Raw genomic sequence first — 25,639 nt, forward strand, 5'->3', positions numbered from 1 at the left:
GAGTGTTAACTATCATTATTGTTATAAGTAGTTTTCAATTTGAAAAAACCACTCAGCCATTTAAGACAAGTTTTTAACAGCATAGTGTCTACACTTATGCACAACACAAAACTCATAAAATTAAATTTGATTTTGGTATTTTTAAAAAGGTGAAAACGGGATGGGTTATCCCGTTTTTTAATTAATGCGTTACTTCTGCATTGATTGGTCGAGGAATTAAGAAACTACTAAATAACGCTAAAATAGTAATCACTAATCCTACTAAAATACCATTAAAATACCCCGTCATTGTATTACCATTTATCATCTGAACTGCGGGTAACAACGCAAAACTTAATCCTGCACCTAAGTTAAACGCACCGGCATTCATTCCAGGTAAAAATCCTTGATTGTCGGCAGGTGATAAGACAACACCTAAACCATTTAAAATAATATTGGCCATGCCTGCGTAAAAAACACCTAGTGCAATTACACCGATTGATAAGATAGGTAAGGAATGCACACCATAAAATAAGATCACTAAGATACCAACAATACAACCAATCAAACCCAATTTGAGGACATTGTTATATCCGATCGTTGGTGCTAAGCGACCAGAAAATGGTCCAACAAACCAACCAATTAAAGCATAAGGTGTCAACAAAATTAATGACGCCCAATCAGGTTTTAGACCAAATCCTATATCATGATTTTGAGCAAGTGACATAACTAACCCATTGACTATGGCAAAAATACCTGTCATGGTTAAGGTTGTTGTTAACAATAAAGCCCAAGTAGCACGTTTTTTCAGATGCGTTGTTGTCACCAAAGGTTGCTTATTTCGTTTTTCGACATTCCAAAATAAAATAAAACAAACAATGGCAAACACGGTTAAGCCAGTAACAATTAACCAATTTGCATTAGCTAAATTACCCGCTTCATTAAGTGCCAATAATAATGCAGCAAGCGTTAGGACAATTAATATAACGCCTAACCAATCCATTTTAGTTCCTGCTGAAGGCTTGGATTCTGGAGCAAAACGATAGACAAGATAAGTCGAAATAGCTGCAACCACAGCAATTACCCAAAATACAGAACGAAAGCCCCAATAAGTAGCAAGTAAACCACCTGCTATCGCATCCACACCAGCAATACCACCGTTTACTGCGGTGATAATGCCCATTAACATGCCATATTGTTTGACATCTTTTACTTCGTAACTCAGCATAAGTAAGCAAAGTGGAACAACAGGACCAGATACGCCTTGAATAATACGCGCTGCATATAATACTTCAATATTAGGTGCAACAGCAGCCAATATTGTTCCTATTGTCATAATTAACAACATAACCGTTAATACTTTTTTACGACCTTTGATATCACTCAAACGAGGAAGAAAGAGTGAAAACAGTGCTGCCGCAGTAAAAAAAGAAGTTTGTGAAAATCCAACAGCTGCATCATTGGTGCCTAATTCTTTGGCTATAGTCACTAATACAGGACTTAACATACTTGCATTGAGCTGAAAAGCAACACAAGCTGCAAGTAAAGCAACCATTAATGTTAAAATACTTTTTTTATTGTTGCTTTGTGCAATCATACATTTACCTCACCAATTCGCTGTAACGCATCAACGATTAAATCCCAAAAACCTGCATGATCAAGTTTTGTCGCCACTTGTGTATGGCAAGTTTCATCGACTGGAAAACGAAAATCAGCAACAGTCATGCCTAAAGTTAATGTTCCTGTGAGCTCTATATCAACAGGAACTCGTCGAGTTTTAATTAAATCCGGATTAATAACATAAGCTACAGCACAAGGGTCATGTACTGGTGGATAAGTAAAACCTTGTGCTTGCTTATACATTTTTCCGAAGAATTCAAGCATTTCAAGTACAAATGTTGCTGGTTTTGTTTTGATTGCTGAGATTTTTTCAATTACTTCAGGCGTTGCGAGAGCTTGATGAGTCAAATCTAATCCCACCATAGTCACAGGCCATTTTTCATTAAATACTATATGGGCAGCTTCTGGATCGATTTTTATATTAAATTCAGCAACTGCACTCCAGTTACCAACATGATAGCCACCGCCCATCAAAACCACTTCTTTCACTCTTTCGACAATTTTGGGTTCTTTGCGCGCAGCCATCGCAATATTGGTTAACCCACCAGTTGGGACCAAGGTAATGGTTTTGGGTGGATGAGCCATAATCGTATCGATAATTAAATCAATAGCATGTCTAGAGTCCAATTGTATAGCAGGTTCGGGTAATACAGGACCATCCAGACCTGAATCACCATGAATATCTGGTGCAATTTCAACATTCCTCACTAATGGTCGAACAGCACCAGCGGCAAAAGGAATATGAGTTATGTTAGCAATACGAGCAACTGATAACGCATTACGGGTCACTTTTTCTAATGTTTGATTCCCGACTACAGTTGTTACCGCTAATAATTCAATATTAGGATTCCCATGCGCCAATAACATGGCAATAGCGTCATCATGACCTGGATCACAATCAAGAATGATTTTTTTAGGTTGATTTGTCATTAAGCGTTTTCCTCTAGTAAATTTTTAATTTGCCATTCTATCAAGTACATTTTGACAAGATGACATAGTTGATGTTCCTTCACGTTCAACCACTGAAAATGCAATAGCACCATCGGCTATCGGGTAAAAAAACTCTCCGTCAGCTTGTGATAAACTTAAAGCATAAATAAAATTGTTGGCCATGTTGAATATGCTAAGTAAGACAAATCCATAAATTTGAATATACCTATAATTTTTAACATAAAAAGCGAGAGGTCCATTACTATTAAATAGGATAATAATGGTTTGAATATCAAAGGAATGAATTTTAGTAACAATTAGTTTGAACGTATCAAAACGATTTACGTTAATGCCAAACATTAAACTTGTTTGAGTTTTATTAGATGTAATTTTATTGATATAAAGTAATAGTTGTATCATCTTGTTAAAATACGCATTAGGATTAACAACGACTTCAATGCCTAAAGCTTTAGCTAATGTTATTACATTAAAAACAGCATCACTAGTTTTTGCAAGTTGCGTTAATAAGATATCAGATTTTTTTAAGTTCGTTTCTAACATTACAATTTTTTATCAATCCTTGATTAAATTAGCCACTTAATTTGATTATTATTTTTACCAAAGTTAATTAAAGTATCTTTGGTTGCTTTATTATCATAATGATATAAAGAAAAAAATTCATACTTGATAGCAAATAATAAGGACGCTAACCCAATGATTCTTCGTACATCAAGTAATCAAATCCAATTAATTTTTGGCTAAATTATTAATACTTTTTTACCTATACTTTTATATACTCAATCTAGTTAATTAGGTCGCGATAACAATATTCATATAACACAAAATACCGATATTACTCTGTAATTTTCTTTTCGCTTTTAGTATTTTATCTTTGCTATTTTTCCATTCATTATAACAATATGAAATACAACGATTTTTTATTATTTATGTTCACCTAAATATCCCAGAATAACCTTATTTTTTTCGAAAAAATAGACTCATTTTTTGCGTGTTATTTGATCAGTATAGCGCAGGTAAATGATAAAAAGAGTGACGAACATCATAACTTAGAAAATAAAAACAAAACTTAAATAATGGATGAAATCAATATATAACAACCATAAATCGGCAAACAATAAATTGATTATTGCTTCATTTAAGAAAGAATCGACAACCGACTTATTAGTTACAATAATAATGTGACTTGGAAGATAAAAAATAAATTCCTTACTCGCACTGCCGCTAATTTATGCTAAAATCGAAAATCATTAATAAACACTAAACATAAGGATGTAACGAAATGCATATCGGTATACCAAAAGAGCGGTTAGCCAATGAAGCTAGAGTTGCAGCAACTCCACAAACAGTTGGACAACTGTTAAAACTTGGATTTACAGTCTCTGTAGAACAGGGTGCAGGGCATGCTGCTCACTTTGAAGATCAAGCATTTATCGATGCTGGAGCAACAATTCAAAATACTCATGATATTTGGCAAAATGACTTAATTTTAAAATTTCATGCCCCAACAGATGATGAAATCGCATTAATGAAAGAGGGTTTAACCCTTATCAGTTATATTTATCCAGCTCAACATAAAGAACTATTAGAAAAATTAGCAGCCAAAAATATTACAGTCATGGCGATGGATTGTGTGCCACGTATTTCTCGTGCGCAATCGTTAGATGCACTAAGTTCTATGTCAAATATTGCTGGCTATCGTTCTGTGATTGAAGCTGCCAACCAGTTTGGTCGATTCTTTACAGGTCAAGTCACTGCCGCAGGTAAAGTGCCACCGGCAAAAGTGTTAGTCATTGGTGCTGGTGTTGCTGGCCTTGCAGCAATTGGCGCAGCAGTAAGCCTTGGTGCAATTGTTCGAGCCTTCGATACTCGCCCTGAAGTTGCTGAACAAATTAATAGTATGGGTGCTGACTTTTTAGAGTTAGATTTCGAAGAAGAAGCCGGCTCTGGAGATGGTTATGCAAAACAAATGTCTGCTGCCTTTATAGAAGCTGAAATGGCATTATTTGCAGAACAAGCTAAAGATGTTGATATCATTATTACTACAGCATTAATTCCAGGTAAACCAGCACCAAAACTGATTTCGAAAGAGATGGTTGAATCTATGAAACCTGGTAGTGTGATTGTTGATTTAGCTGCATTAACGGGTGGTAACTGTGAATTAACTAAACCCGGTGAAGTTTATGAAACAGATAACAATGTAAAAATTGTTGGCTATACTGATTTGGCAAATCGCATGCCAGCTCAAGCATCTCAACTTTATGGTACCAATATCGTTAACTTATTAAAGTTACTGACTAAACAAAAAGATGGCAATATTGATATCAATTTTGACGATGTGGTTATCCGCGGAGTGACCGTTGTTAAAGATAAAGAAATCACTTGGCCTGCACCGCCAATTCAAGTATCAGCACAACCGCAGAAAAAAGTTGCAGCGCCGGTTGCTAAACCTGAACCTAAACCAATGGATCCACGCAAAAAATATGGCATTTTAGCGTTAATAATCATTGCTTTCTTCTGGTTGGCTAATTCTGTTCCTGAAAGCTTTTTAGGTCACTTTACCGTATTTGCTCTATCATGTGTAGTTGGTTATTACGTAGTATGGAATGTAACTCATTCTTTACATACACCGCTCATGTCAGTCACTAATGCCATTTCAGGCATCATTTTAGTTGGTGCAATATTACAAGTTGGTGATGATAATGGCTTAACTACGGCAATTGCCTTTGTTGCTATTTTAATTGCTAGTATCAATATTTTTGGTGGATTCTTTGTTACCCAAAGAATGCTAAAAATGTTCCAACGTGGCAAATAAAGGAGAGTATCAATAATGTTAAGTAATGGAATTATTCAAGCAGCTTATGTAATTGCTGCCTTACTGTTTATATTCAGTCTACGTGGTCTTTCCAATCAAGAATCCGCTAAATCGGGTAATATCTATGGCATGATCGGTATGGCAATTGCCCTTATTGCCGCGATTGCGAGTATCAATGGTGGATTACATTGGGTCATCATTGCGATGATTATTGGGGCGGCTATTGGTTTATATTTAGCCAAAAAAGTAGAAATGACACAAATGCCAGAACTCGTTGCACTACTTCATAGCTTTGTTGGTATGGCTGCGGTACTCGTTGGTTTTAATAGCTTTTTAGACTCACATATTTTTACCTTCTCATCGAGTGAAATTACCGTTCATTTGGTCGAAATATTTGTTGGTGTTTTTATTGGTGCGGTTACATTCTCTGGTTCGATTGTCGCGTTTGGCAAACTAAATGGTCGCATTAGTTCAAAACCATTATCTATTCCAAATAAACACTATTGGAACCTTGCTGCTATTGTCGTATCTGTAATACTCATGTTTACATTTGTCAATCTGCAAACAGGAGCTGGCGCGCTATTTTGTTTACTCATTATGACACTTATAGCATTAGTCTTTGGTTTCCATCTTGTTGCATCAATTGGTGGCGCAGACATGCCCGTTGTTATTTCGATGCTTAACTCCTATTCTGGATGGGCGGCTGCTGCGGCAGGATTTATGTTAGGTAATGATTTACTCATTGTAACTGGTGCTTTAGTTGGTTCTTCAGGCGCAATTCTTTCTTACATTATGTGTAAAGCAATGAATCGCTCATTTATTAGCGTAATTGCCGGTGGTTTTGGTAGCGATGGCAGTTCATCAAGCTCTTCAGAAGAAGAACAAGGTGAATATCGCGAAATCCAACCTGCTGAAGTTGCACAAACTTTAAAAGAAGCACGCTCAGTTATTATTGTTCCAGGTTATGGTATGGCGGTTGCACAAGCGCAAGGTGCAGTCAGTAACATTACTGAAAAACTACGAGCTATGGGAATTGAAGTGAGATTTGGTATCCACCCTGTTGCCGGGCGTTTACCGGGGCATATGAATGTATTATTAGCCGAAGCTAAGGTACCTTACGATATCGTACTTGAAATGGACGAAATCAATGACGACTTCCCTGATACTGATGTTGTATGGGTCATTGGTGCAAATGATACGGTTAACCCAGCGGCAGAAGAAGATCCAAATAGCCCTATCGCAGGTATGCCAGTTCTTGAAGTTTGGAAAGCTAAAACGGTTATCATTTCTAAACGTTCAATGAATACCGGTTATGCCGGCGTTCAAAATCCACTATTCTTCAAAGAAAATAGTTATATGCTATTTGGTGATGCCAAAGATAGTGTTGAAAAAGTGTTACAAAATCTTTAATGACAATTAGTCTTATAGAGAATACAAAATATTACTGCGGCCTAGCCGCAGTAATTTTATAAGCGTTAAGGGTTCAAATTTATTTGCGCTAAGAAAGTAGTAATTTGTTTAATTATTTCACGATGAATCTCGGCTCGAGTTCGTTTCCCACCATCCTTACAAATAATACCTTCGCCTTGAGCTTCTTGCTCTAATATTTCTATTGCCTTAGGTTTACAAACTTGTATAAAACTAAAATGCATCGCATCTGGTATCACCGTATAAGTAGATAGTGATTTTGACAGGAACTGCATTAAATAGCCTGATTCAAGCTCTGCATCCATATCACCTACATCAACTCCTGCACCAATAATTAAAGAAGGGATGTTAATATCTTTTAAACTTTTTGACGTAAAACCTCTGACTAATCCTGCATCTAAAGAGATAAATGATTTTATTCTTGGATCGAATAAACTTTGATTTAATTTTGGATTATCAAGACCGAGTTCAGTCACTAATTGGCACGCTTTTAAATGGGAATGAATTGTACAGTCTTGCTTAAAAAGCTCTGTATCAAATTTTGCTCCAGCAAGTGCAATTACCGTCCAACCGCCAAGGGAATGCCCAATGGCTGATATATTATTCATATCAATAGAGTTTGCTAAAGTCTTATCCTCTATCAAACAATCAATTGTTTTACTCAAATCTTGTGGGCGCAACCATAATTTAGAAGATTGATCAATATCTTTATTAAACAGTGTAGTCCCTGGATGATTTGGTGCGGCAACAATATATCCTTTTTCGGCCAGCGCATAAGCAAGCCAACTTAAATTTTGCTGGCTGCCCCCATAACCATGTGAGAGAACAATTAAGGGATGCTTACGATAATCTAAAACAGGGGGTGCATTGAATAGAACCTTATAACCATAAAAAATAGCACTATCGCCAACCATTACGTCATCTTGTTGATTATTTGCTTTATACCATATTGCGATATTCAACGGTCGGTTACTTTGTTTATCGTAATAGATTTGTTTAAACCCTACAGCTGAATAAGCATGATTGCTAAAGGTGAAGATTAAATAAACAATCAAGCCAATGTAGAATTTAGTCATTCAATTTATCTCTATTAAAAAAATTGCCTATTTGCAGCTGGAATGAATATGAAGACTTAACAATAGAATAAATAATACAATTTGTTAATCAATAATTAAATTTATCAGATTAAATATTTAACAAATAATATGACACATTAATTTATTAAAACACGTTAGATTCACTATACATGTCAGTATAAAAATTTAAAATCAGTGATTTTCTTGCTTAATCAATTCTTTGTGATAAAGGTAATAGGCACCGCGCGAAACCATACGAAGTTGAAATATAAGATTTTCGATCAATTTTTGGCGTTGTATTAGGTCAAAATCTAAAGCCTCGGCTCCTGCATTAAAAGCAATGGTAACCATTGCTTCAGCTTGAGCTTCATTATATTGATGAGGCATGTCATTAGCATTATCTAAATAATCAACCAATTCAACAATAAAATGTTGAATTTCTCGAGCAATAGCAGAACGAAAAGCCGATGATGTCCCCGCTTTTTCACGCAGTAATAATAAAAAAACTTTAGGATTTTTATCAATAAATTCAATAAAGGTTGTAACAGAGGTTCGTAACACACTTCCGCCCTTTTCAATACGTTTCCGTGCTTGTCGCAAAAGTTGACGAAGGGTTAAACCACTTTCATCAACCATCGCCAAACCTAATTCATCCATGTCACGAAAGTGCCGATAGAAAGAAGTAGCGGCAATACCAGCTTCACGTGCAACTTCACGCAAACTTAGACTAGCAAAACCTTGTTCGGCATTAAGTTGATTAAATGCAGCTTCTATTAATGTGCGACGAGTTCGCTCTTTTTGCTGAGCTCGAACCCCCGAAGTTTTGGCATTTTTCATTATTTCAATCGATTTTGGTAATTTTAACTTAGTCAATCATTAATTCGCTTTTTCTAACAAACGCTCTTTTTCAGCAAATACTTTTGGCATGTGATCTCGAATTGTTTTAGCAATGGTTTCATAACGGGAACGTAATGGCGATCCCGGACGATATATCAGGGCAATGCTTCGCACTGGAACAGGATCAGTACAAGGAATATAGCAAATATTATCACGAATACGTTCATTTGGTGCCGCTAATTCAGGAAACAACGTAATACCGCGCCCAGCAGAAATCATACTGCGTAATGTCTCAAGACTTGTCGCTTTAAATTGTTTGTCTTCGTCAATTCCGACTTGAAAACAATATCCCATTGCATGTTCACGTAAACAATGACCATCTTCCAACATTAAAAACTTATGTCCTTTTAAACTAGAAAGTTTAATTGTCCTTTTGCTGGCTAGTTCGTCCGTCGCCGGAACCGCTAAAAACATCGGCTCATCAAATAATGGCAATTCTATAAATTGTGATGTTTCTTTAACCTGTGCAACAATGGCGCAATCAAGCTTGCCACTCTCAAGTTGGGCAACTATATTGGCAGTTTGCGCTTCATGTAAATAGAGTTCAAGTTGTGGAAAAGATTCGTGTAATACTGTTATTACATGTGGTAACAGATAAGGTGCAATTGTTGGTATCAAGCCAATATGCATTGGGCCGGACATCTCTTCACCTTGACGACTGGCCATCTCTTTTAAAATTTGGATATTGCGTAAGATCTCTTTAGCCTGTTCAACAAGCATCATACCTGTTTGTGTAAATAGTACTTTGCGACTAGTACGTTCCAGCAACATTACACCAAGTTCATCTTCCAATTTTCTGATTTGTCCACTTAATGTTGGTTGACTCACATTGCAAGCATCAGCGGCTTTACGAAAATGACGAAATTCAGCTAACGAAACAAAATATTCCAAATCACGAATATTCATAATGTCCCCCAATAAGTTATCAGTTAATGTTATATACTCAATTGACTTTTTGTCAAAGCGATCTATTAAACGACTATTACTCACATTACTCAAAAAATTAAGCAAAATGTTTAATATGCTTCCTATATCTATTGTGTTCTACAATGAATTAAAAAAGACGTTTTGAGCATAGGTTGTAGTAAACCTTAATCAGCTTGTTAAATAATGCATGAAATATGTATAAACAGGTATTGATGCCTTTTAAAGCTATATGACTAATTCTACTCTATAAACTGCTATTGTTGATAATTATTGCCAAAAAATCAAATAGAATATTCATTTAAAATTAGAAAATACCTGCTTTTCATCGAATTAAAATTCAGATAATAAGAAAAATGGAAAGTTATAAGCAATTATTATATAATCGCGCGCTATATTGCCATTTTGGTTCATACACGTTTGAGGTGCACTATTTTTAAACAAGTCTCTCGCTTTTATCGCAAAATGTTTCGCCATGAAGAACAAAAACAATCTCGCTATATTTCTATTTCTCGTAATGAACATAATATTTCTCGTAAAAATATCAGTGAAAATGCATTAAAAGTTCTTTATCGTTTAAACAAACAAGGATATGAAGCTTATTTAGTCGGTGGTTGTATTCGCGATCTTTTATTAGGAAAAATACCAAAAGATTTTGATATCGCCACGAATGCGACACCTGAACAAGTGCAAAAAACATTTCGAAATTGCCGTTTAGTCGGTCGTCGTTTTCGTCTTGCACACATTATGTTTGGTAAAGAGATTATCGAAGTTGCTACCTTCCGTGGCGAACATAGTTTTCAAGATGAACAAAGTAATGTTGCCAAACGATCGCAAACCGGTATGTTATTACGTGATAATGTCTATGGTACGATTGAACAAGATGCTTTGCGACGTGATTTTACAATGAACGCGCTTTATTACAGTGTTAAAGATTTTACACTGCGCGATTATTGTGGAGGTATAAAAGATTTACAAAATGGTATTATTCGCTTAATTGGTGATCCACAAACTCGCTATCGAGAAGATCCTGTGCGAATGTTAAGAACCATTCGCTTTGCAGCAAAACTCAATATGACAATTGAGCAAGCAACGGTTGAACCAATTAAAGAGCTTGCACCATTATTAAAAAATATTCCTGCTGCTCGTTTATTTGATGAATCATTAAAGTTACTGCAATCAGGTCATGGATACAAAACCTACCTATTATTAAAAGAATATCACCTGTTTGAACAATTATTTCCAGTCATTCAACGATTATTTACCGGAAATAACAATAGCTATTTAGAAAAGATGATTGAACAGGTGTTAAAAAATACTGACTACCGAATTGCTCATAATCAACGTATTAATCCAGCATTTTTATTTGCTGCTTTCTTCTGGTATCCGATTATGGAACAAACACAATTAACGTGTGTTGAAAGTGGCTTACAATTCCATGATGCTTTTTCAATGGCTATCAATGATATTTTAAGTGAACAATGTCAAATTATTGCTATTCCAAAACGTTTAACATCAATAATGGGTGATATTTGGCGACTACAATTACGTATGAAAAAGCGTGAAGGTAAACGTGCATTTGCCATTTTAGAACATCCTAAATTCCGAGCGGCTTATGATTTATTAGAAATGCGGGCATCTATTGAAAAAGGGGAGTTATTGGATTTAGCAAAATGGTGGGATGAGTTCCAACATACCTCAATTGAGAAAAGAATTAGCATGGTTAACCAGTTGAGTAAAAGAAATAAACGCAGGGCTAAACATTAATTTTTCATTCGCACTTTTATAAATAACCGCTATAATGCTTAAATTAAAATAATCATCATTACTTTTAATCATTAATGAAAAAATTAGCGCCTTCATTTATCGCAATAACCGTTACTCTATGTCTCTATAATAGTAGCAGTTATGCTATCGGATTACCTAAAGCTATTATTAATAATCCACAATGCCTCATCGATGTGCCTAAATTCGATCGCCCATTAGTTGAGGGTGATATCCAAACACTGCCTGTTGATGCTGAAGCAAACCAGTTTGAAGCACTTTATCCAAACAAAATAATTTATCAAGGTGATGTAGTTGTCGAACAAGGCAATCGTACCGTACAAGCAGATAGAGTAACGATTGATTCTCATGATAAAAATAATCGACTTGTTACTTTGCAAGGCGATATTACTTATCAAGATAATTTGATAAGAATTAAAGGCAATGATGCCTTGATGAATCTTGATAATAATGATGCTAATATTACACCGAGTGATTATCATCTGGTTAACCGACTAGGCCGTGGTAACGCCGACGAGATGAAGCTTGAAAAAAATCGCTATGTTATTTTGAAAAATGGTAGTTTTACATCTTGTCCTGTCGATGACAGCACATGGAGTGTAAAAGGTAGCACAGTGATTCATGATAATGAAGAGCAATTACTTGAAGTATGGAATGCAGTATTTCGTATTGGGAAAGTACCGGTTTTATATTCACCTTATTTACAGTTACCAACTGGTGATAAACGCCGTTCAGGCTTGCTAATGCCTAATTTAAATTATGATAGTGTCGATGGTATTGATTTTTCGTTACCAATTTATTGGAATATTGCACCTAACTATGATGCAACATTTACCCCAAGAATATTACAGCGTAGAGGCGTTCAGTTACAAACAGAGTTCCGCTATTTAAATCAATTAGGTTTAGGTACTGTAGCTTTTGACTGGCTACAACATGATAACAAATATGATGATGATCGAGATAGATTATTAAATGGTCAAAATTATGATGATAACCGCCATCGTTGGTTATTCTACTGGAAAAACGATGAGTTAATTAATTACAATTGGCGTTTTAAGGCAGATACTACAAGAGTAAGCGATAATCAATATCTAACAGATTTGAACTCTAAATATGCGTCACAAACAGCTGGATATTTAACTCAATTTTATAAAATTGGCTACAATGATCCTAGTTGGGATATTACTCTGGGTTATAGACACTTCCAAGCATTCCATGATGGAGTTAGAGATTCACTATACCAAACTCAACCACAATTAAATATGAACTATTATAATTATGATTTTGGTCCATTTAAATTCAAAACCTTTTCACAAGTATCACGCTTTTTAAGTTCAGGCAAAAATAATCCGAAAGCTTGGCGTGCACATATTGAACCTACTCTTGATTATACTATCACCAATACATGGGCTTCATTAAGTGCGTCTGGTGGTTTAATGGCAACGCACTACAACCAAGATAATATAAAAAAATCTATTGAAAGATACCAAAACTTAGACAAGAGTGTTAATCGTTTTATGCCTAAATTTAGTATCGATGGAAAAGTCATTTTTGAGCGTGATTTTGATCTGATTGAGGGTTATACCCAAACTTTAGAGCCACGAGTAAAATATACATATATTCCATATCGCAATCAGTCAAATATTGGCAGCTATGATTCTACTTTCTTACAATACGATTATATCGGTCTATTTAGAGATCTCCCTTATAGTGGGTTAGATCGCATTGCATCAGCTAATAATATCGCGACAGGTGTGACGACCCGTTTTTACGATGAAAGCAAGGTAGAAAAATTTAATTTATCAATCGGACAAATCACCTATTTTACTAAATCAAAAACCAGTGAACACAATACCGAAATAGACAAAAATTCTGATACAGGTAGTATTACTTGGGCATCGGATAATTTCTGGCGTATTACTGACGATGTGATTTTTAGAAGTGGCGTACAATACGATACCCGTATTGATACTATTTCTTTAGCCAACACGATACTTGAATATCGCCCTTCAAGTGAGAAATTACTACAGCTATCATATCGTTATGCTAATCATAATTATATCAATACGGTAGATAAAAGTTCGTTATATAGAGGCTATAAACAAGATATTTCCCAAGCAGGTATTGTGACTACTTGGCCATTATCTCAAACTATAGATGCTGTTGGTTCTTATTATTATGATATTAAATTGGGGCAAACCGCAGATGGTTCAGTTGGATTACATTATAGTGACTGCTGTTGGGGTATGACTGTTCAATATGGACGTAAATTGACAGATTGGGATTGGATATCCCATGATAGTAAATATGAAAATAAACTTTCAGTTAATTTTGAGTTAATGGGTCTAGGCCACAATCGTGATGTAAAAGCAAAAATGTTGAATTTTGGTAAACTACCTTATACAACAGCGTTTGAATAATTATATTAGTAACGCATAACATAACTAATTAACTTAATTACAGTTATTGTCAACTGTAGCAAATAAAATGAGTTGAATAATATGAAAATATCTAAATTACTTATCGCTTTAAACTTAAGTTTAAGTATAGCAGTGATTAATCCTTTATCAGCTAATGCTGCCGCTAAAGTCGTTGAGCAAGTTGCTGCAGTAGTTAATAACAATGTCATATTAGAAAGTGACGTTAATGATATGTTAAAAACTATAAAAGCAAGCACCGATCCACGTAATTTACCGAATGATAACGTACTGAGGCAACAAATTCTTGATCGTTTAATTGTTGAAAATCTAATCTTGCAAAAAGCCGCTAAAGCTAAAATTACAGTGAGTGATGATCAAGTGAGCAATGCGATTGCTAAAATTGCAGAAGAAAATGGTATGACAATCGATCAACTTAGAAGCAAACTTTCAACAATGGGGATAAGTTATAGCGCTTATCGTGAACGTATACATAACGATATGTTAATAGACCAAGCCCGAATGAATGAAGTCAGACCTAGAATTAAAATCTCTGAAAAAGAGGTTGAAAACTTAGCTAAAAATATGTCTCAACAAACCTCTAACAATATAGATGTTAAAGTAAGCCATATTCTTATATCCGTTCCAGAAAAAGCCTCTAAACAACAAATAGATGATGCGACTAACAAAGCAACCGACATTATCCGTCGAGCCGAAAAAGGTGAAAGTTTTGCGAAATTAGCGACCTCATATTCAAATGATGATCTTGCTTTAAAAGGTGGCGATATGGGCTGGCATAAGCTCAATGAATTGCCTACCATTTTTGAAGAAAGATTAATTCGAGCACCAAAAGGAAGTATTATTGGTCCAATTCGATCCGGTGTTGGATTACATATTTTAAAAGTTGATGATACACGTTCTGAAGCACCGAAAAAATTCACCATTGATGAATTTAATGCTCGCCATATCCTAATTAAAACTAATGTGCTTGTAACAGACCAAATTGCCAAACAAAAACTGTCTGATATCCGTAAATCCATAGTAAGTGGAGCGACAACCTTTGAAGCAGCAGCTAAAGCTAATTCTCAAGACCCAGGTTCTGCTGAAAGTGGCGGTAATTTAGGTTGGAGTCGAGCCGATGTTTATGATGCTGGTTTTAGAAATGCATTAGTTCAATTAAAAAAAGGCGAAATTAGTCAACCAATCAAATCATCGTTTGGATGGCATTTGATCCAATTAATCGATACTAAACAGACTGATGGTACAAATGCAGTGAAACAAGATCAAGCTTATCGATTAATTTTCAACCGTAAATTTGGTGAAGAAGCGCAAGTATGGATCCAAGAATTAAAAGGCGATGCTTATATCAAAATCACAGGTGAAGAAAAACATGACTAACCGTGTACACCAAGGTCACTTTGCCCGTAAACGATTCGGGCAAAACTTTTTACATGATGATTATATTATTGAAAGTATTGTCGCAGCTATTCAACCTAAATCAGATCAGGCTCTTGTAGAGATCGGTCCTGGTCTAGCTGCATTAACAGTGCCAGTCAGTAAATATGTTGACCATCTAACAGTTATAGAAATTGATAGAGATTTAGCCAGTAGATTGATTGATAATCCTTTATTAAACAATAAATTAACTGTTATTGAACAAGATGCTCTAACCTTTAACTTTAATGAGTTAAATCAACAATTAGGTAAACCATTAAGAGTATTTGGTAACTTACCCTATAACATTTCTACACCGTTAATGTTCCATTTATTTGAATATGCCAATATCATTGATGATATGCATTTTATGCTACAAAAAGAAGTAGTCACGCGACTTGTCGCGGCACCAAATAGTAAAGATTACGGAAGATTAAGTGTAATGGCACAATATTATTGCCAAATTATTCCTGTGTTAGAAGTTCCGCCTACCGCGTTCAAACCGGCACCTAAAGTTAACTCTGCTGTTGTCAAGTTAATTCCTTACAAACAAAAACCTTATTTAGTTGATGATGTTAAAATACTTTCTCGCATCACTACAGAAGCCTTTAATCAAAGACGCAAAACGATTCGCAATAGTTTAAGTAATATGTTTACAACAGACCAATTAATTGAATTAGATATTGACCCTAATTTACGTGCTGAAAATTTGTCAGTACAACAATATTGTAAACTTGCAAACGCATGGAAATAATATTATGGCAAACCTAATCATTGGTGATATTCATGGTTGTTATGATGAGTTTATGCGTTTGCTTGATAAAGCGAGTTTTTCATCATCTGATACTTTGTGGTTAACCGGTGATTTGGTTGCCAGAGGACCAAAATCGTTAGACGTGCTTAGATTTGTAAAAAATTTAAGTAGTCAAATTCGTTTAGTTTTAGGTAATCATGATTTACATTTATTATCGATTTATGCCAATGTAACATTAGCAAAAAAGAAAGATAATCTTGACAGTGTGATCAATGCGCCTGATTACGATGAATTAATGAATTGGTTACGTAAACAACCATTAGTTCAAATAGATGAAAAGTTAAAACTGATTATGACTCACGCGGGTATTTCACCTCAATGGGATCTTGATACATTAAAAAAATGTGCCAATGACTTAAATGTTATGTTATCGAGTGATTCATATCCACTTTTTCTCGACAAAATGTACGGTAATTTCCCTGATGAATGGTCTTGTGATTTACAAGGATTAGATCGGTTACGTTACATTGCTAATGCACTCACACGAATGCGGTTTTGTTATGAAGATGGCCGACTTGATTTTTATTTCAAAAAATCACCAGATCAAGCGCCTACAAAACTTAAACCTTGGTTTTTATTACCTTCAAAAATTCCAGCTCAATACAGTATCGCTTTTGGCCATTGGGCCGCTTTAAATGGTAAAGGTACTCCAGATAATATTTATGCTCTCGATACTGGCTGTTGTTGGGGCGGTAAATTAACATGCTTGCGTTTTGAAGATAAAAAATATTTCAAAAAACGAAATATAGAAGCGAAAAGCTAACATTACGACTAAAAGGGCTAATTATGATATCTGTATTATCAGTCATAAAATTAATTTGGAAAACCATCAACGTTTTTAGACAAATTTTTCTAAATATAATATTTTTTATTGCTATTATTCTTATTTTTAGTGGTATTGAACTGATAAAAGATTTGAAAAAACAGGATGTCGTTCCACAATATGGCACGCTTGTACTTGATTTAGAAGGTGTTATTGTTGATAGTACGCGATATGACGATGAGATTTATGCATTACAAAATAAAATATATGGCAAAAAAGTAAATACTTCTCGTGAAAATAGTTTATTTGAATTAACACAAAAAATAGCGCAAGCAACAACAGATCCTAATATTGATGGTATGGTTTTAAAATTGGATAATTTTGTTGGGGCAGATATGAGCTCATTACAATATGTGGGTAAATATTTATCCAAATTTAGAGAAGCCAATAAGCCAATTTATGCAATTGGTTCCAATTTTAATCAAAGCCAATATTATCTAGCCAGTTATGCCAATAAAATTTATTTAACACCATTAGGTGCAGTCAGTGTATACGGGTTATCAGCCAATAATCTGTATTATAAAACCTTATTAGATAACTTAAAAATTAATACTCATGTTTTCCGAGTAGGCACATACAAATCTGCAATTGAACCATTCATTCGAGACGATATGTCAGATGCAGCAAAAAGCAATACGACGCGCTGGCTTTCAGCCATGTGGGAAAATTATCTTAATGATATTTCAGCACAACGTAAAAAAGCCCCTAGTCAATTAGTTCCAAATCCTACTGATATGTTGTCAGAGTTAAAAGCAGCTAAAGGAAGTATGAGTCAATATGCTTTATCTACTGGTTTAGTTGACGTTGTTGCATCCAATTATCAATATGATCTCGATATTGTTCAGAATCAACATCAATTAAGTATTTATGACTATAAATTGACAGAAAAAGATGAACAAACTGACGATAAACCATTAATCGCTGTTGTTTTTGTCAATGGTACGATAACTGACAGTGAAAATAATACTGATATAGCGGGCAGCCAAGATATTGTTGAACAGCTTAGAAATATCCGTAACAACTTGGATAATCAAAATGTTCAAGCTGTTATATTACGAGTTAATAGTCCTGGCGGAAGTGTTGACGCCTCAGAGGCCATTCGCAGTGAATTAGAAGCACTACGCAGTTATCAAATTCCTGTAGTAGTTTCAATGGGCGGAATGGCCGCATCTGGTGGATATTGGATATCGACAGCATCAGACTACATTATTGCTAGTCCGAATACAATCACTGGCTCTATTGGTATTTTTGGTATCATTCCAACCTTTGAAAAATCATTATCTCACATTGGTGTTTACAATGATGGAGTTGCGACATCACCACTTGCAAATAATAGTGTTACTCGAAATCTACCGGATGAAATGAGCCAACTAATACAAATGAATATTGATAATGGATACAATACCTTTATTTCATTGGTTGCTAAAGCAAGAAATATGTCAACAGAACAAGTGGATAAAATAGCTCAAGGTCAAGTTTGGTTAGGTTCAGAAGCAAGTAACATTGGTTTAGTTGATAAACTTGGTGATTTTGATGATGCTATCGAAACAGCCGCTACATTGGCCAATTTAACGGATTACAAAATTGACTGGCTTAAACCAGATGTCAGTTGGTTCAATAGTTTTTATTCTGAAATGCTAACAATGCTGCCAAAATCAACTGCCGAAATATTTTTTGATCAATTACCACAAGCAAAACAGTTAAAACAACAAGTGTCTTTATGGAATAAATTTCACGATAGCCAAAATCGCTATATTTATTGTTTAAACTGCGCTGATGTTCGTTAAGAATTCTTCTCTATCCTTTTAAATAAAAGGATAGAGAACTAACTAGTTCGAAGGTTGATAAAAATAACGCATATTGCCTATTGCCGCTTGGATATAGCTATAGTTAGGCGTTGCATCAATCTCATGATTGTGCGAATCCATATAATGACTAATACCTAGTCTGTTAACAAGATAAATATTATCCGGTGTGCGAACAGCATAGGAACTATAATTTGACATCAATAACCAGTTACGATTAGTGATTGGGTTAAATAAATCATACCCTGTTGAATAATCACTTATATCATTTTCCACATATAAATAATGTTTCATTAATGACGGTACTACATCTTCGTGACTAGTCAGTTTAGCGGCATTATCTTTTAACTGCTCTAAATTTTTAGCGCCAATAATGATAAACGGAACTTTGGTTTGAGCATCGGTATAATTACCATTGTGCCCCCAAAAACCAAGCTTATTATCATTCATTTCTTGACCATGGTCACCAGTAATAATAATTAACGTATTATCCAACGTTCCCGATCTAATTAGTTCATCATAAACATTTTGCAATAAATAATCATCATAATAGACGCTTTGTTTATAACGATTGAAAATTGGCACAGGATCAGTATTATTATTTAATGTCATATAATCAAGGTCACCAATTGGCTTAAATTTTACCTCAAAATCATCTGGAAAATCATAAGCGTGAGGTGCGTCATAAAATAAAAATGAGAAACTTGGTTTAGAGGTATCACGTTGTTTATACCATGCTAACCAATCGTTTGTGATCTGTTTATCGCGACTTGAAGCTCGGCCATCGTGACTACTTATTCTTAAATTTTTAATTGTTGCAAATACGGTGCGATCAAATTCAGGGGCAGTCACCTTAGCTGAGGTAAAAATACCAATATTAAAATTTTCTTTTTGTAATGTCGTAACGAACAAAGATGGAACACTATTACGCAAAAAGGCATCCCAGTAAGTACCAGGGATACCATAAAATAACCCAAAGATACCTGTCCGAGTAGCGTTACCCGTTGAATAATGATTATTGAAAATAACACCATTATTTTGTTGTGCAAAATGATAAGTATTAGGAGAAATTTGCTCACTAAATGTATCATAACGCCAAGAGTCTAATACAATAAACATAATATTTTGAGGTTTATTGTTATCAGAATTAATAATAAGCGTATGTTTAGGATAATGAATTCCTGTATGTTCATCATCTTTTTCATAAATAACTTTTCGTTGCCCTTGTTTATCAAAAAATTCCATTATTTTTTTTGATGTAAACGGACGATATAAGGGAATATATTCTTTTACTACCATAATTGGAGAATAAGCATAATAAAAAGCAATCATGTGCACAATATGGCTAATAAAAAAAGCAAAAATAAGAAAAATAGTAGATAAACGTAGAAATTTAGACTTAGTGTGTGCTATTGCAAATTTGTTATTAATCCAATAAAGAATAAAGCACTCTAGGCAAAGTGAAGCAATGATTAATGTCAACATCAAGCAATAAGTGAATAGCGAAAAATCCACCACTTGCCCAGAAAATACCATTGATATAACAGAGAGATTTATGTGAAATCGGTATTGTTGAAAAACAATAGTATCAATAAATAATCCAATTTGAAAAAAACCAAATAATACAATCAAAATGAGATTACGAAGACATGGTTTTATCCAAAGCAGCGGAATACAAATAATTAAAAGCAATAAATAAACTGAGAAAAAGTGTCCAATTACTGCGAAAATTGAAAAGGTAATTCCGGTCCAATTAAATAACGCTCCAGGAACAACAAAATAACGAATGGCAATGATTGATGAAATAAAAATGTTTATTAGAACAAAGGAATATAATTTTTTCACAGTAATTCTCTAATATTAAACTTAATATTAAGTATATAAGAAATAAAAAACGGTATTCTATATTAAAACACAGTATTTTCCGCGAAAATTTTAATATAAAAGACTAAAAAAACAAATTACTAATAAAAAACTAACAAAAAAGGCTCTTAATAGAGCCCTTTAAATCTATAAAAATACCATCATCGACGATCGCCAAAAATCCTTAGCAGCATAATGAACAAGTTAATGAAATCAAGATATAAAGTTAATGCACCTAAAATGACAAAGCGTCTAAATACATTTTGATCATCATAAGATATATTTTCGCCTAACTCTTTAAGTTTTTGATTATCATAAGCAGTTAATCCTGCAAAAACAAACACGCCAATGTAAGTTACAGCCCACATTAATGGCTCACTCTTTAAAAAGAGATTAACCAATGAGGCAATCACAATACCAATTAGTCCCATAAATAAAAAGCGACCGAAGGCTGATAAATCACGTTTTGTGGTATAGCCATAAAAAGCCATCGCAGCAAACATGCCTGCTGTAATAAAAAATACACTCGCAATCGAAGACGAAGTATAAACTATAAAATAGATAGAAAACGTACAACCATTTAAAACAGAATAGAGCATAAACAATGTGGTTGCCGCTGCGCCAGATAAACGATCGATAAAACCAGAAATAACAAAAACTAGCCCTAGCTCAGCAATTAATAATACCCACATACCTCGATATAATAACTGTAATAATTGCAGATTAGTTGATGCATACCATGCAACTAAAGCTGTTAATAATAGTCCAACAGTCATCCAGCCGTAAACATGACTCATATAGGTTTGTACACGACTTGTCGATTTTTCGATTATTGAACTATTAGATGAATAATTTGCCATCCTTTACCTCTTATAAAATATTATGTAACATACTCAATCTATTATATATTAAATGGAGATTAAAGCCATTTTTTCAATGCTTGTATATCAGAATTTTTAGGCTCGACCCAATTATCCCCATTACCTGTACGTTCTTTTTTCCAAAAAGGCGCTTGTGTTTTTAATACATCCATTATAAATTCAGCTGCAGCAAAAGCATCCGCACGATGGGCACTACTGACTCCGACAAAAACGATTTGTTCATTATTATTTATTTCACCTACTCGGTGAATCACGGCCACACGACTTAATTGCCAACGCTCACGAGCTTGATTAACAATTTGACGTAGTACTTTTTCTGTCATGCCAGAATAGTGTTCTAAAAAAAGGCTAAGAGGCAGCTCGTCAACTGAACGAACTTTACCCATAAATGTTACAACCGCACCGTCTTGCGATAGTTCTGATAACCAAGCACTTAATTTGTTGGCATCTATTTGCTCATCACCAACTTGAATGATATCCATATTTTCAGCCGCCTGTCACAGGAGGAAAAAAAGCGATTTCATCATCAGGTTGTATTATATAATCAAAATCGACCAATGATTGATTAACGGCACATAATACAGTTTTCTCTGTTAATGCCATTGACCATTTATTGCCTCGCTGGCTTAATTTTTGTAAAAGGTCAGAAATCGACAATTGACTAACATCTAATAAGATACTTTCAACACCAATGAGCTCTCTTATTTGAGCAAAAAAAATAATTCTATTCATACTTTGACTATTTTAGTATTAGATTGAAAAATCACCCGATTTACCACCCGTTTTAGTTAATAATCTTACTTGAGTGATAACCATGTCTTTTTGTACAGCTTTACACATATCATATATCGTTAAAGCCGCTACAGATGCAGCAACCAATGCTTCCATTTCAACACCTGTTTGACCTTGCAATCGACATACAGACTCAATTCTAACACAAGAATTAACAATATCAGCTTCAATATTAACTTCAACTTTACTCAGTAAAAGCGGATGACAAAGGGGAATAAGTTCCCAAGTTTTTTTAGCGGCTTGAATACCTGCAATTCTAGCAGTGGCAAAAACGTCACCTTTGTGATGTTTACCTTCAATAATCATGTTTAATGTTGCTGAGTTCATCAAAACCTGTGACTCAGCTCTTGCTTCCCGTGCCGTTATTTGTTTATTGGACACATCAACCATATGTGCATCACCATTATGATTAATATGTGAAAAGTTTTCTGGCATTTTGTATTCCTTAAAAAATATCACTAATTCTAATCTGCCAAGATAACAAATTTTATAAAACGATACCATATTTCGATCAATGGGTTACCATTTAAATTTTAAAGTTTAATCGCAAACTTATTAGATAAAATCCATAAAAAAACAAATGATGTCAGCTAGCTTTTGCGAGTTATATAAAAACTCAGTACAATATTGACCTTGATTAATTTTACTTGTGACACTTAATGCTGATCGCTCATGTAGCCTTACCGGTACCGCTTTACCAACTTTATGACTATTGCTTAACTTCACCTGCTCAAGTGGGTATGCGGGTAAAAGTCCCTTTTGGTAAACGTTTTGCTATAGGTATTATTGTTAAAATAGATCAGCAAACCGACATTGAAATTGAACACTTAAAATCGATTGTCTCAATAATTGACGAGCAACCGTTGTTCACAAATTCAATTTGGAAATTATTAAATTGGGCAGCTAATTACTATCATTATCCCATTGGCGAAGTTTTGTTTCACGCTATGCCTATTTTGCTACGCCAAGGTCGCAAAGCTTGCCAAGATGAAATTAAACAATGGCAACTGACGCAATTAGGTCAACATATTGATTTAAATACATTATCAAGAGCACCAAAACAAAAATTGTTATTATCTTTATTTAGAAATAATCAGTTGCATGATTCAGATTTAAGCTTAACTGTATATCATCAGTTACAAAAAAAACAATTGATTACCCAAATCAGTCAACAACCAAATAACATTCCATGGCAATCTAGTTTTTCAACTAATCGCAATACTATTGTATTAAATAACGAACAAATCCAAGCTATTAATACCATCAATCAACAAAATGATCATTTTTCAGTATTTTTGTTAGAAGGGATCACTGGATCAGGTAAAACGGAAGTTTATTTAAATGTCCTTACTGGCATTTTAGCAAAAGGCAAGCAGGCTTTAGTATTAGTACCCGAAATTAGTTTAACGCCACAAACAATTAGACGTTTTGAACAACGCTTTAACGCACCGATTGATATTTTACATTCAGGATTAACCGATAAGCAACGGTTGAATGTTTGGTTAAGGAGTAAGAATGGTGAAAATGCCATTGTCGTTGGTACTCGCTCTTCAGTTTTTACACCGTTTAAAGACTTGGGCATAATTATTATTGATGAAGAACATGATAGCTCTTATAAACAACAAGAAGGATGGCGTTATAATGCAAGGGATTTAGCCATTATTCGTGCCAAATTCGATAATATCCCTATATTATTAGGTTCTGCAACACCGTCACTTGAAACCTTGAATAATGTCCAAAATCACCGTTATCAATTATTACAGTTAACTAAACGAGCAGGAAATGCACAACTAGCAAAACAATCTATCTTAGATATAAGAGGATTAGTCTTATCGGCTGGATTATCTCAACCCCTTATTGAACAAATAAAAAAACATCTAAACAATAACAATCAAGTCATGTTATTCTTAAATCGACGAGGTTTTTCACCTTTATTGATATGCCATGATTGTGGTTGGATTGCTGAGTGCCCACGTTGTGATAGACCGTATACCTTTCACCAACAGCAAAATAAACTCAGTTGCCATTATTGCGATACCCCAAGAGGGGTACCTAAACAATGCCCTAAATGTGGTTCAACGCACTTAGTACCCGTTGGATTTGGTACCGAACAACTTGAAAAACAATTAGCAATATTATTTCCAGAAATAAAAATTAGCCGAATTGATCGTGATACTGTATCTAAAAAAGGTGCACTCGATACATATTTACAAACTATTGAGCAAGGTGATGCTCACATTTTAGTTGGTACCCAAATTTTAGCTAAAGGCCATCACTTTCCGAATGTTACTTTAGTTGGTATTGTTGATGTTGATGGTGCATTGTTTTCAAGTGATTTTCGCGCAACAGAGCGATTTGCACAAATCTATACGCAAGTATCTGGTAGAGCAGGACGTGAGGCCAAAGCAGGTGAAGTCATTTTACAAACCTATCATCCAGATCATCCTTTATTAAATATTTTGCTTCATCAAGGATATCAAGAGTTTGCCAAACAGACGTTGCTAGAGCGTCAAAAAACCTTATTACCGCCATTTAGTTACCAGACATTAATTCGTGCAGCAGATCGTAATAATCAATATGCACCAGCATTTTTACAACGTATAGATGAGTGGTTAAAAATACATTGTGACGATCCTGCTTTATGGTTACTTGGTCCAATGCCAGCAAATCAAGCCAAAAAAGCGGGGTACAACCGTTGGCAGTTATTAGTACAACATACTAATCGACAAAAGCTTCAAACTATTTTAGATCAATTAATTATAACAATAGAAAAATGGAATGAATCAAGCAAAGTTAGGTGGAGCATAGATGTTGATCCTATAGATAATTAATCGAAGCCATCTAGATAAACAGCCGACGAGGTTCTCAGTCGACTGCCTAATTACGTTATAATGCTATTTTACCAGCATTTTTATCCAATGTTGCTTGACCAATACCTGATACCTCTTTTAATTGTTCTACTGAAACAAAAGGCCCAAATTTTTCACGATACTCAACGATTTTTTTAGCTTTACTTGCGCCTATTCCTGTTAATACTTTTGTGAGTTCCTCTGCCGAAGCGGTATTGATATTGACTTGAGTGATTTGTTGCTGATCTTGTTTAGCTACTTCATTAGGTAACTTATCAGCTAAACTTACATTAGAAAACGCTAGACTCGATAATAAAAGACAGATTAGGGAAAATAGTTTCATTTGATTAACCTCTTAAATATAGTTATGCAATTAATATGCTTTATTACTATGTCATTGAATAAAACTATATGGCGTTAATCATTTAAAAAATGAGAAAAGTCACCTAAGTGACTTTTCTAAATTAAACAAATTTTCTGTAATTTTAC

The 25,639-nt window shown here is 34.5% G+C and carries 21 protein-coding genes; 9 read left to right on the forward strand and 12 right to left on the reverse strand.

The genetic code is table 11. The features are described 5' to 3' along the window. Positions 1-181 precede the first annotated feature (181 nt). Genes J3U57_RS04825 through J3U57_RS04835 form a run of 3 tightly spaced genes read right to left on the reverse strand, consistent with a single transcriptional unit; the run spans position 182 to position 3,090 of the window. Positions 182-1,576, reverse strand: a complete 1,395-nt coding sequence (locus tag J3U57_RS04825; protein WP_267343970.1) for an MFS transporter — start codon at positions 1,574-1,576, stop codon at positions 182-184. Continuing rightward, positions 1,573-2,529: a nucleoside hydrolase gene (locus tag J3U57_RS04830; protein WP_267333594.1), complete on the reverse strand. Its 957-nt coding sequence runs from the start codon at positions 2,527-2,529 to the stop codon at positions 1,573-1,575. Before J3U57_RS04830 ends, J3U57_RS04825 begins: the two co-directional genes overlap by 4 nt. Positions 2,530-2,553: 24 nt before the next feature. Then, complete coding sequence (locus J3U57_RS04835; RefSeq protein ID WP_267343971.1) at positions 2,554-3,090, reverse strand: hypothetical protein; 537 nt, start codon at positions 3,088-3,090, stop codon at positions 2,554-2,556. Positions 3,091-3,829: 739 nt separating this feature from the next. Between J3U57_RS04835 and pntA the strand changes: the two genes are divergently transcribed. Together pntA and pntB are read left to right on the forward strand one after the other, a co-directional pair. After that, entirely contained in the window at positions 3,830-5,362 is a 1,533-nt protein-coding gene (gene pntA / locus J3U57_RS04840) for a Re/Si-specific NAD(P)(+) transhydrogenase subunit alpha (RefSeq protein WP_267333596.1), read from the forward strand. 15 nt (positions 5,363-5,377) lie between these two features. Beyond that, positions 5,378-6,772, forward strand: a complete 1,395-nt coding sequence (pntB, locus tag J3U57_RS04845; RefSeq protein ID WP_267333597.1) for a Re/Si-specific NAD(P)(+) transhydrogenase subunit beta — start codon at positions 5,378-5,380, stop codon at positions 6,770-6,772. A gap of 65 nt (positions 6,773-6,837) precedes the next feature. On the opposite strand, the gene J3U57_RS04850 is transcribed toward pntB, so the two are convergent. The 3 genes from J3U57_RS04850 to oxyR form a co-directional block, all read right to left on the reverse strand. Continuing rightward, positions 6,838-7,866 (reverse strand): alpha/beta hydrolase family protein, encoded by a 1,029-nt coding sequence (locus J3U57_RS04850; RefSeq protein WP_267343972.1) that lies wholly within the window; start codon positions 7,864-7,866, stop codon positions 6,838-6,840. A 192-nt stretch (positions 7,867-8,058) separates the two neighbouring features. Continuing rightward, positions 8,059-8,703, reverse strand: a complete 645-nt coding sequence (gene fabR / locus J3U57_RS04855; protein WP_267333599.1) for an HTH-type transcriptional repressor FabR — start codon at positions 8,701-8,703, stop codon at positions 8,059-8,061. Positions 8,704-8,742: 39 nt separating this feature from the next. Beyond that, complete coding sequence (gene oxyR, locus J3U57_RS04860; protein ID WP_065633934.1) at positions 8,743-9,669, reverse strand: DNA-binding transcriptional regulator OxyR; 927 nt, start codon at positions 9,667-9,669, stop codon at positions 8,743-8,745. Positions 9,670-10,119: 450 nt separating this feature from the next. On the opposite strand from oxyR, the gene pcnB reads away from it, so the two are divergent. The 6 genes from pcnB to sppA all read left to right on the forward strand — a co-directional run bounded on the left by pcnB (position 10,120) and on the right by sppA (position 18,747). After that, positions 10,120-11,454, forward strand: a complete 1,335-nt coding sequence (pcnB, locus tag J3U57_RS04865; protein WP_416379652.1) for a polynucleotide adenylyltransferase PcnB — start codon at positions 10,120-10,122, stop codon at positions 11,452-11,454. A 74-nt stretch (positions 11,455-11,528) separates the two neighbouring features. Next, positions 11,529-13,892, forward strand: coding sequence for an LPS assembly protein LptD (gene lptD / locus J3U57_RS04870; protein WP_267333601.1), 2,364 nt, complete (start codon positions 11,529-11,531; stop codon positions 13,890-13,892). Between the two features lie 81 nt (positions 13,893-13,973). After that, positions 13,974-15,287, forward strand: coding sequence for a peptidylprolyl isomerase SurA (gene surA / locus J3U57_RS04875; RefSeq protein WP_267343973.1), 1,314 nt, complete (start codon positions 13,974-13,976; stop codon positions 15,285-15,287). Next, positions 15,280-16,077: a 16S rRNA (adenine(1518)-N(6)/adenine(1519)-N(6))-dimethyltransferase RsmA gene (gene rsmA / locus J3U57_RS04880; RefSeq protein WP_267343974.1), complete on the forward strand. Its 798-nt coding sequence runs from the start codon at positions 15,280-15,282 to the stop codon at positions 16,075-16,077. Before surA ends, rsmA begins: the two co-directional genes overlap by 8 nt. A gap of 4 nt (positions 16,078-16,081) precedes the next feature. Beyond that, positions 16,082-16,900, forward strand: a complete 819-nt coding sequence (gene apaH / locus J3U57_RS04885) for a bis(5'-nucleosyl)-tetraphosphatase (symmetrical) ApaH (protein ID WP_267343975.1) — start codon at positions 16,082-16,084, stop codon at positions 16,898-16,900. A 23-nt stretch (positions 16,901-16,923) separates the two neighbouring features. Next, positions 16,924-18,747, forward strand: coding sequence for a signal peptide peptidase SppA (sppA, locus tag J3U57_RS04890; RefSeq protein ID WP_267343976.1), 1,824 nt, complete (start codon positions 16,924-16,926; stop codon positions 18,745-18,747). A 42-nt stretch (positions 18,748-18,789) separates the two neighbouring features. Here the strand turns inward: sppA and J3U57_RS04895 are convergent, their stop codons facing one another. From J3U57_RS04895 to moaC, 5 genes are all read right to left on the reverse strand, one after another. Beyond that, complete coding sequence (locus tag J3U57_RS04895; RefSeq protein ID WP_267343977.1) at positions 18,790-20,610, reverse strand: sulfatase-like hydrolase/transferase; 1,821 nt, start codon at positions 20,608-20,610, stop codon at positions 18,790-18,792. A 179-nt stretch (positions 20,611-20,789) separates the two neighbouring features. Next, a complete protein-coding gene (locus J3U57_RS04900) occupies positions 20,790-21,488 on the reverse strand; it encodes a Bax inhibitor-1 family protein (RefSeq protein ID WP_267343978.1) in 699 nt (232 codons plus the stop codon). 59 nt (positions 21,489-21,547) lie between these two features. Then, on the reverse strand, positions 21,548-21,991 hold the full coding sequence (moaE, locus tag J3U57_RS04905) for a molybdopterin synthase catalytic subunit MoaE (protein WP_267343979.1): 444 nt from the start codon (positions 21,989-21,991) through the stop codon (positions 21,548-21,550). 4 nt (positions 21,992-21,995) lie between these two features. Continuing rightward, positions 21,996-22,241, reverse strand: a complete 246-nt coding sequence (gene moaD / locus J3U57_RS04910) for a molybdopterin synthase sulfur carrier subunit (RefSeq protein ID WP_267343980.1) — start codon at positions 22,239-22,241, stop codon at positions 21,996-21,998. An 18-nt stretch (positions 22,242-22,259) separates the two neighbouring features. After that, positions 22,260-22,736: a cyclic pyranopterin monophosphate synthase MoaC gene (gene moaC, locus J3U57_RS04915; RefSeq protein ID WP_267343981.1), complete on the reverse strand. Its 477-nt coding sequence runs from the start codon at positions 22,734-22,736 to the stop codon at positions 22,260-22,262. Positions 22,737-22,960: 224 nt separating this feature from the next. On the opposite strand from moaC, the gene priA reads away from it, so the two are divergent. After that, the gene (priA, locus tag J3U57_RS04920) at positions 22,961-25,132 is read left to right on the forward strand and encodes a primosomal protein N' (RefSeq protein WP_267343982.1); all 2,172 of its coding nucleotides are present in this window, start codon (positions 22,961-22,963) and stop codon (positions 25,130-25,132) included. 55 nt (positions 25,133-25,187) lie between these two features. Here the strand turns inward: priA and J3U57_RS04925 are convergent, their stop codons facing one another. Further along, the gene (locus J3U57_RS04925) at positions 25,188-25,493 is read right to left on the reverse strand and encodes a ComEA family DNA-binding protein (protein WP_267343983.1); all 306 of its coding nucleotides are present in this window, start codon (positions 25,491-25,493) and stop codon (positions 25,188-25,190) included. Positions 25,494-25,639: the final 146 nt, after the last annotated feature.

This window comes from Gilliamella sp. B3464, from assembly GCF_026536145.1.
Classification (GTDB): domain Bacteria; phylum Pseudomonadota; class Gammaproteobacteria; order Enterobacterales; family Orbaceae; genus Gilliamella.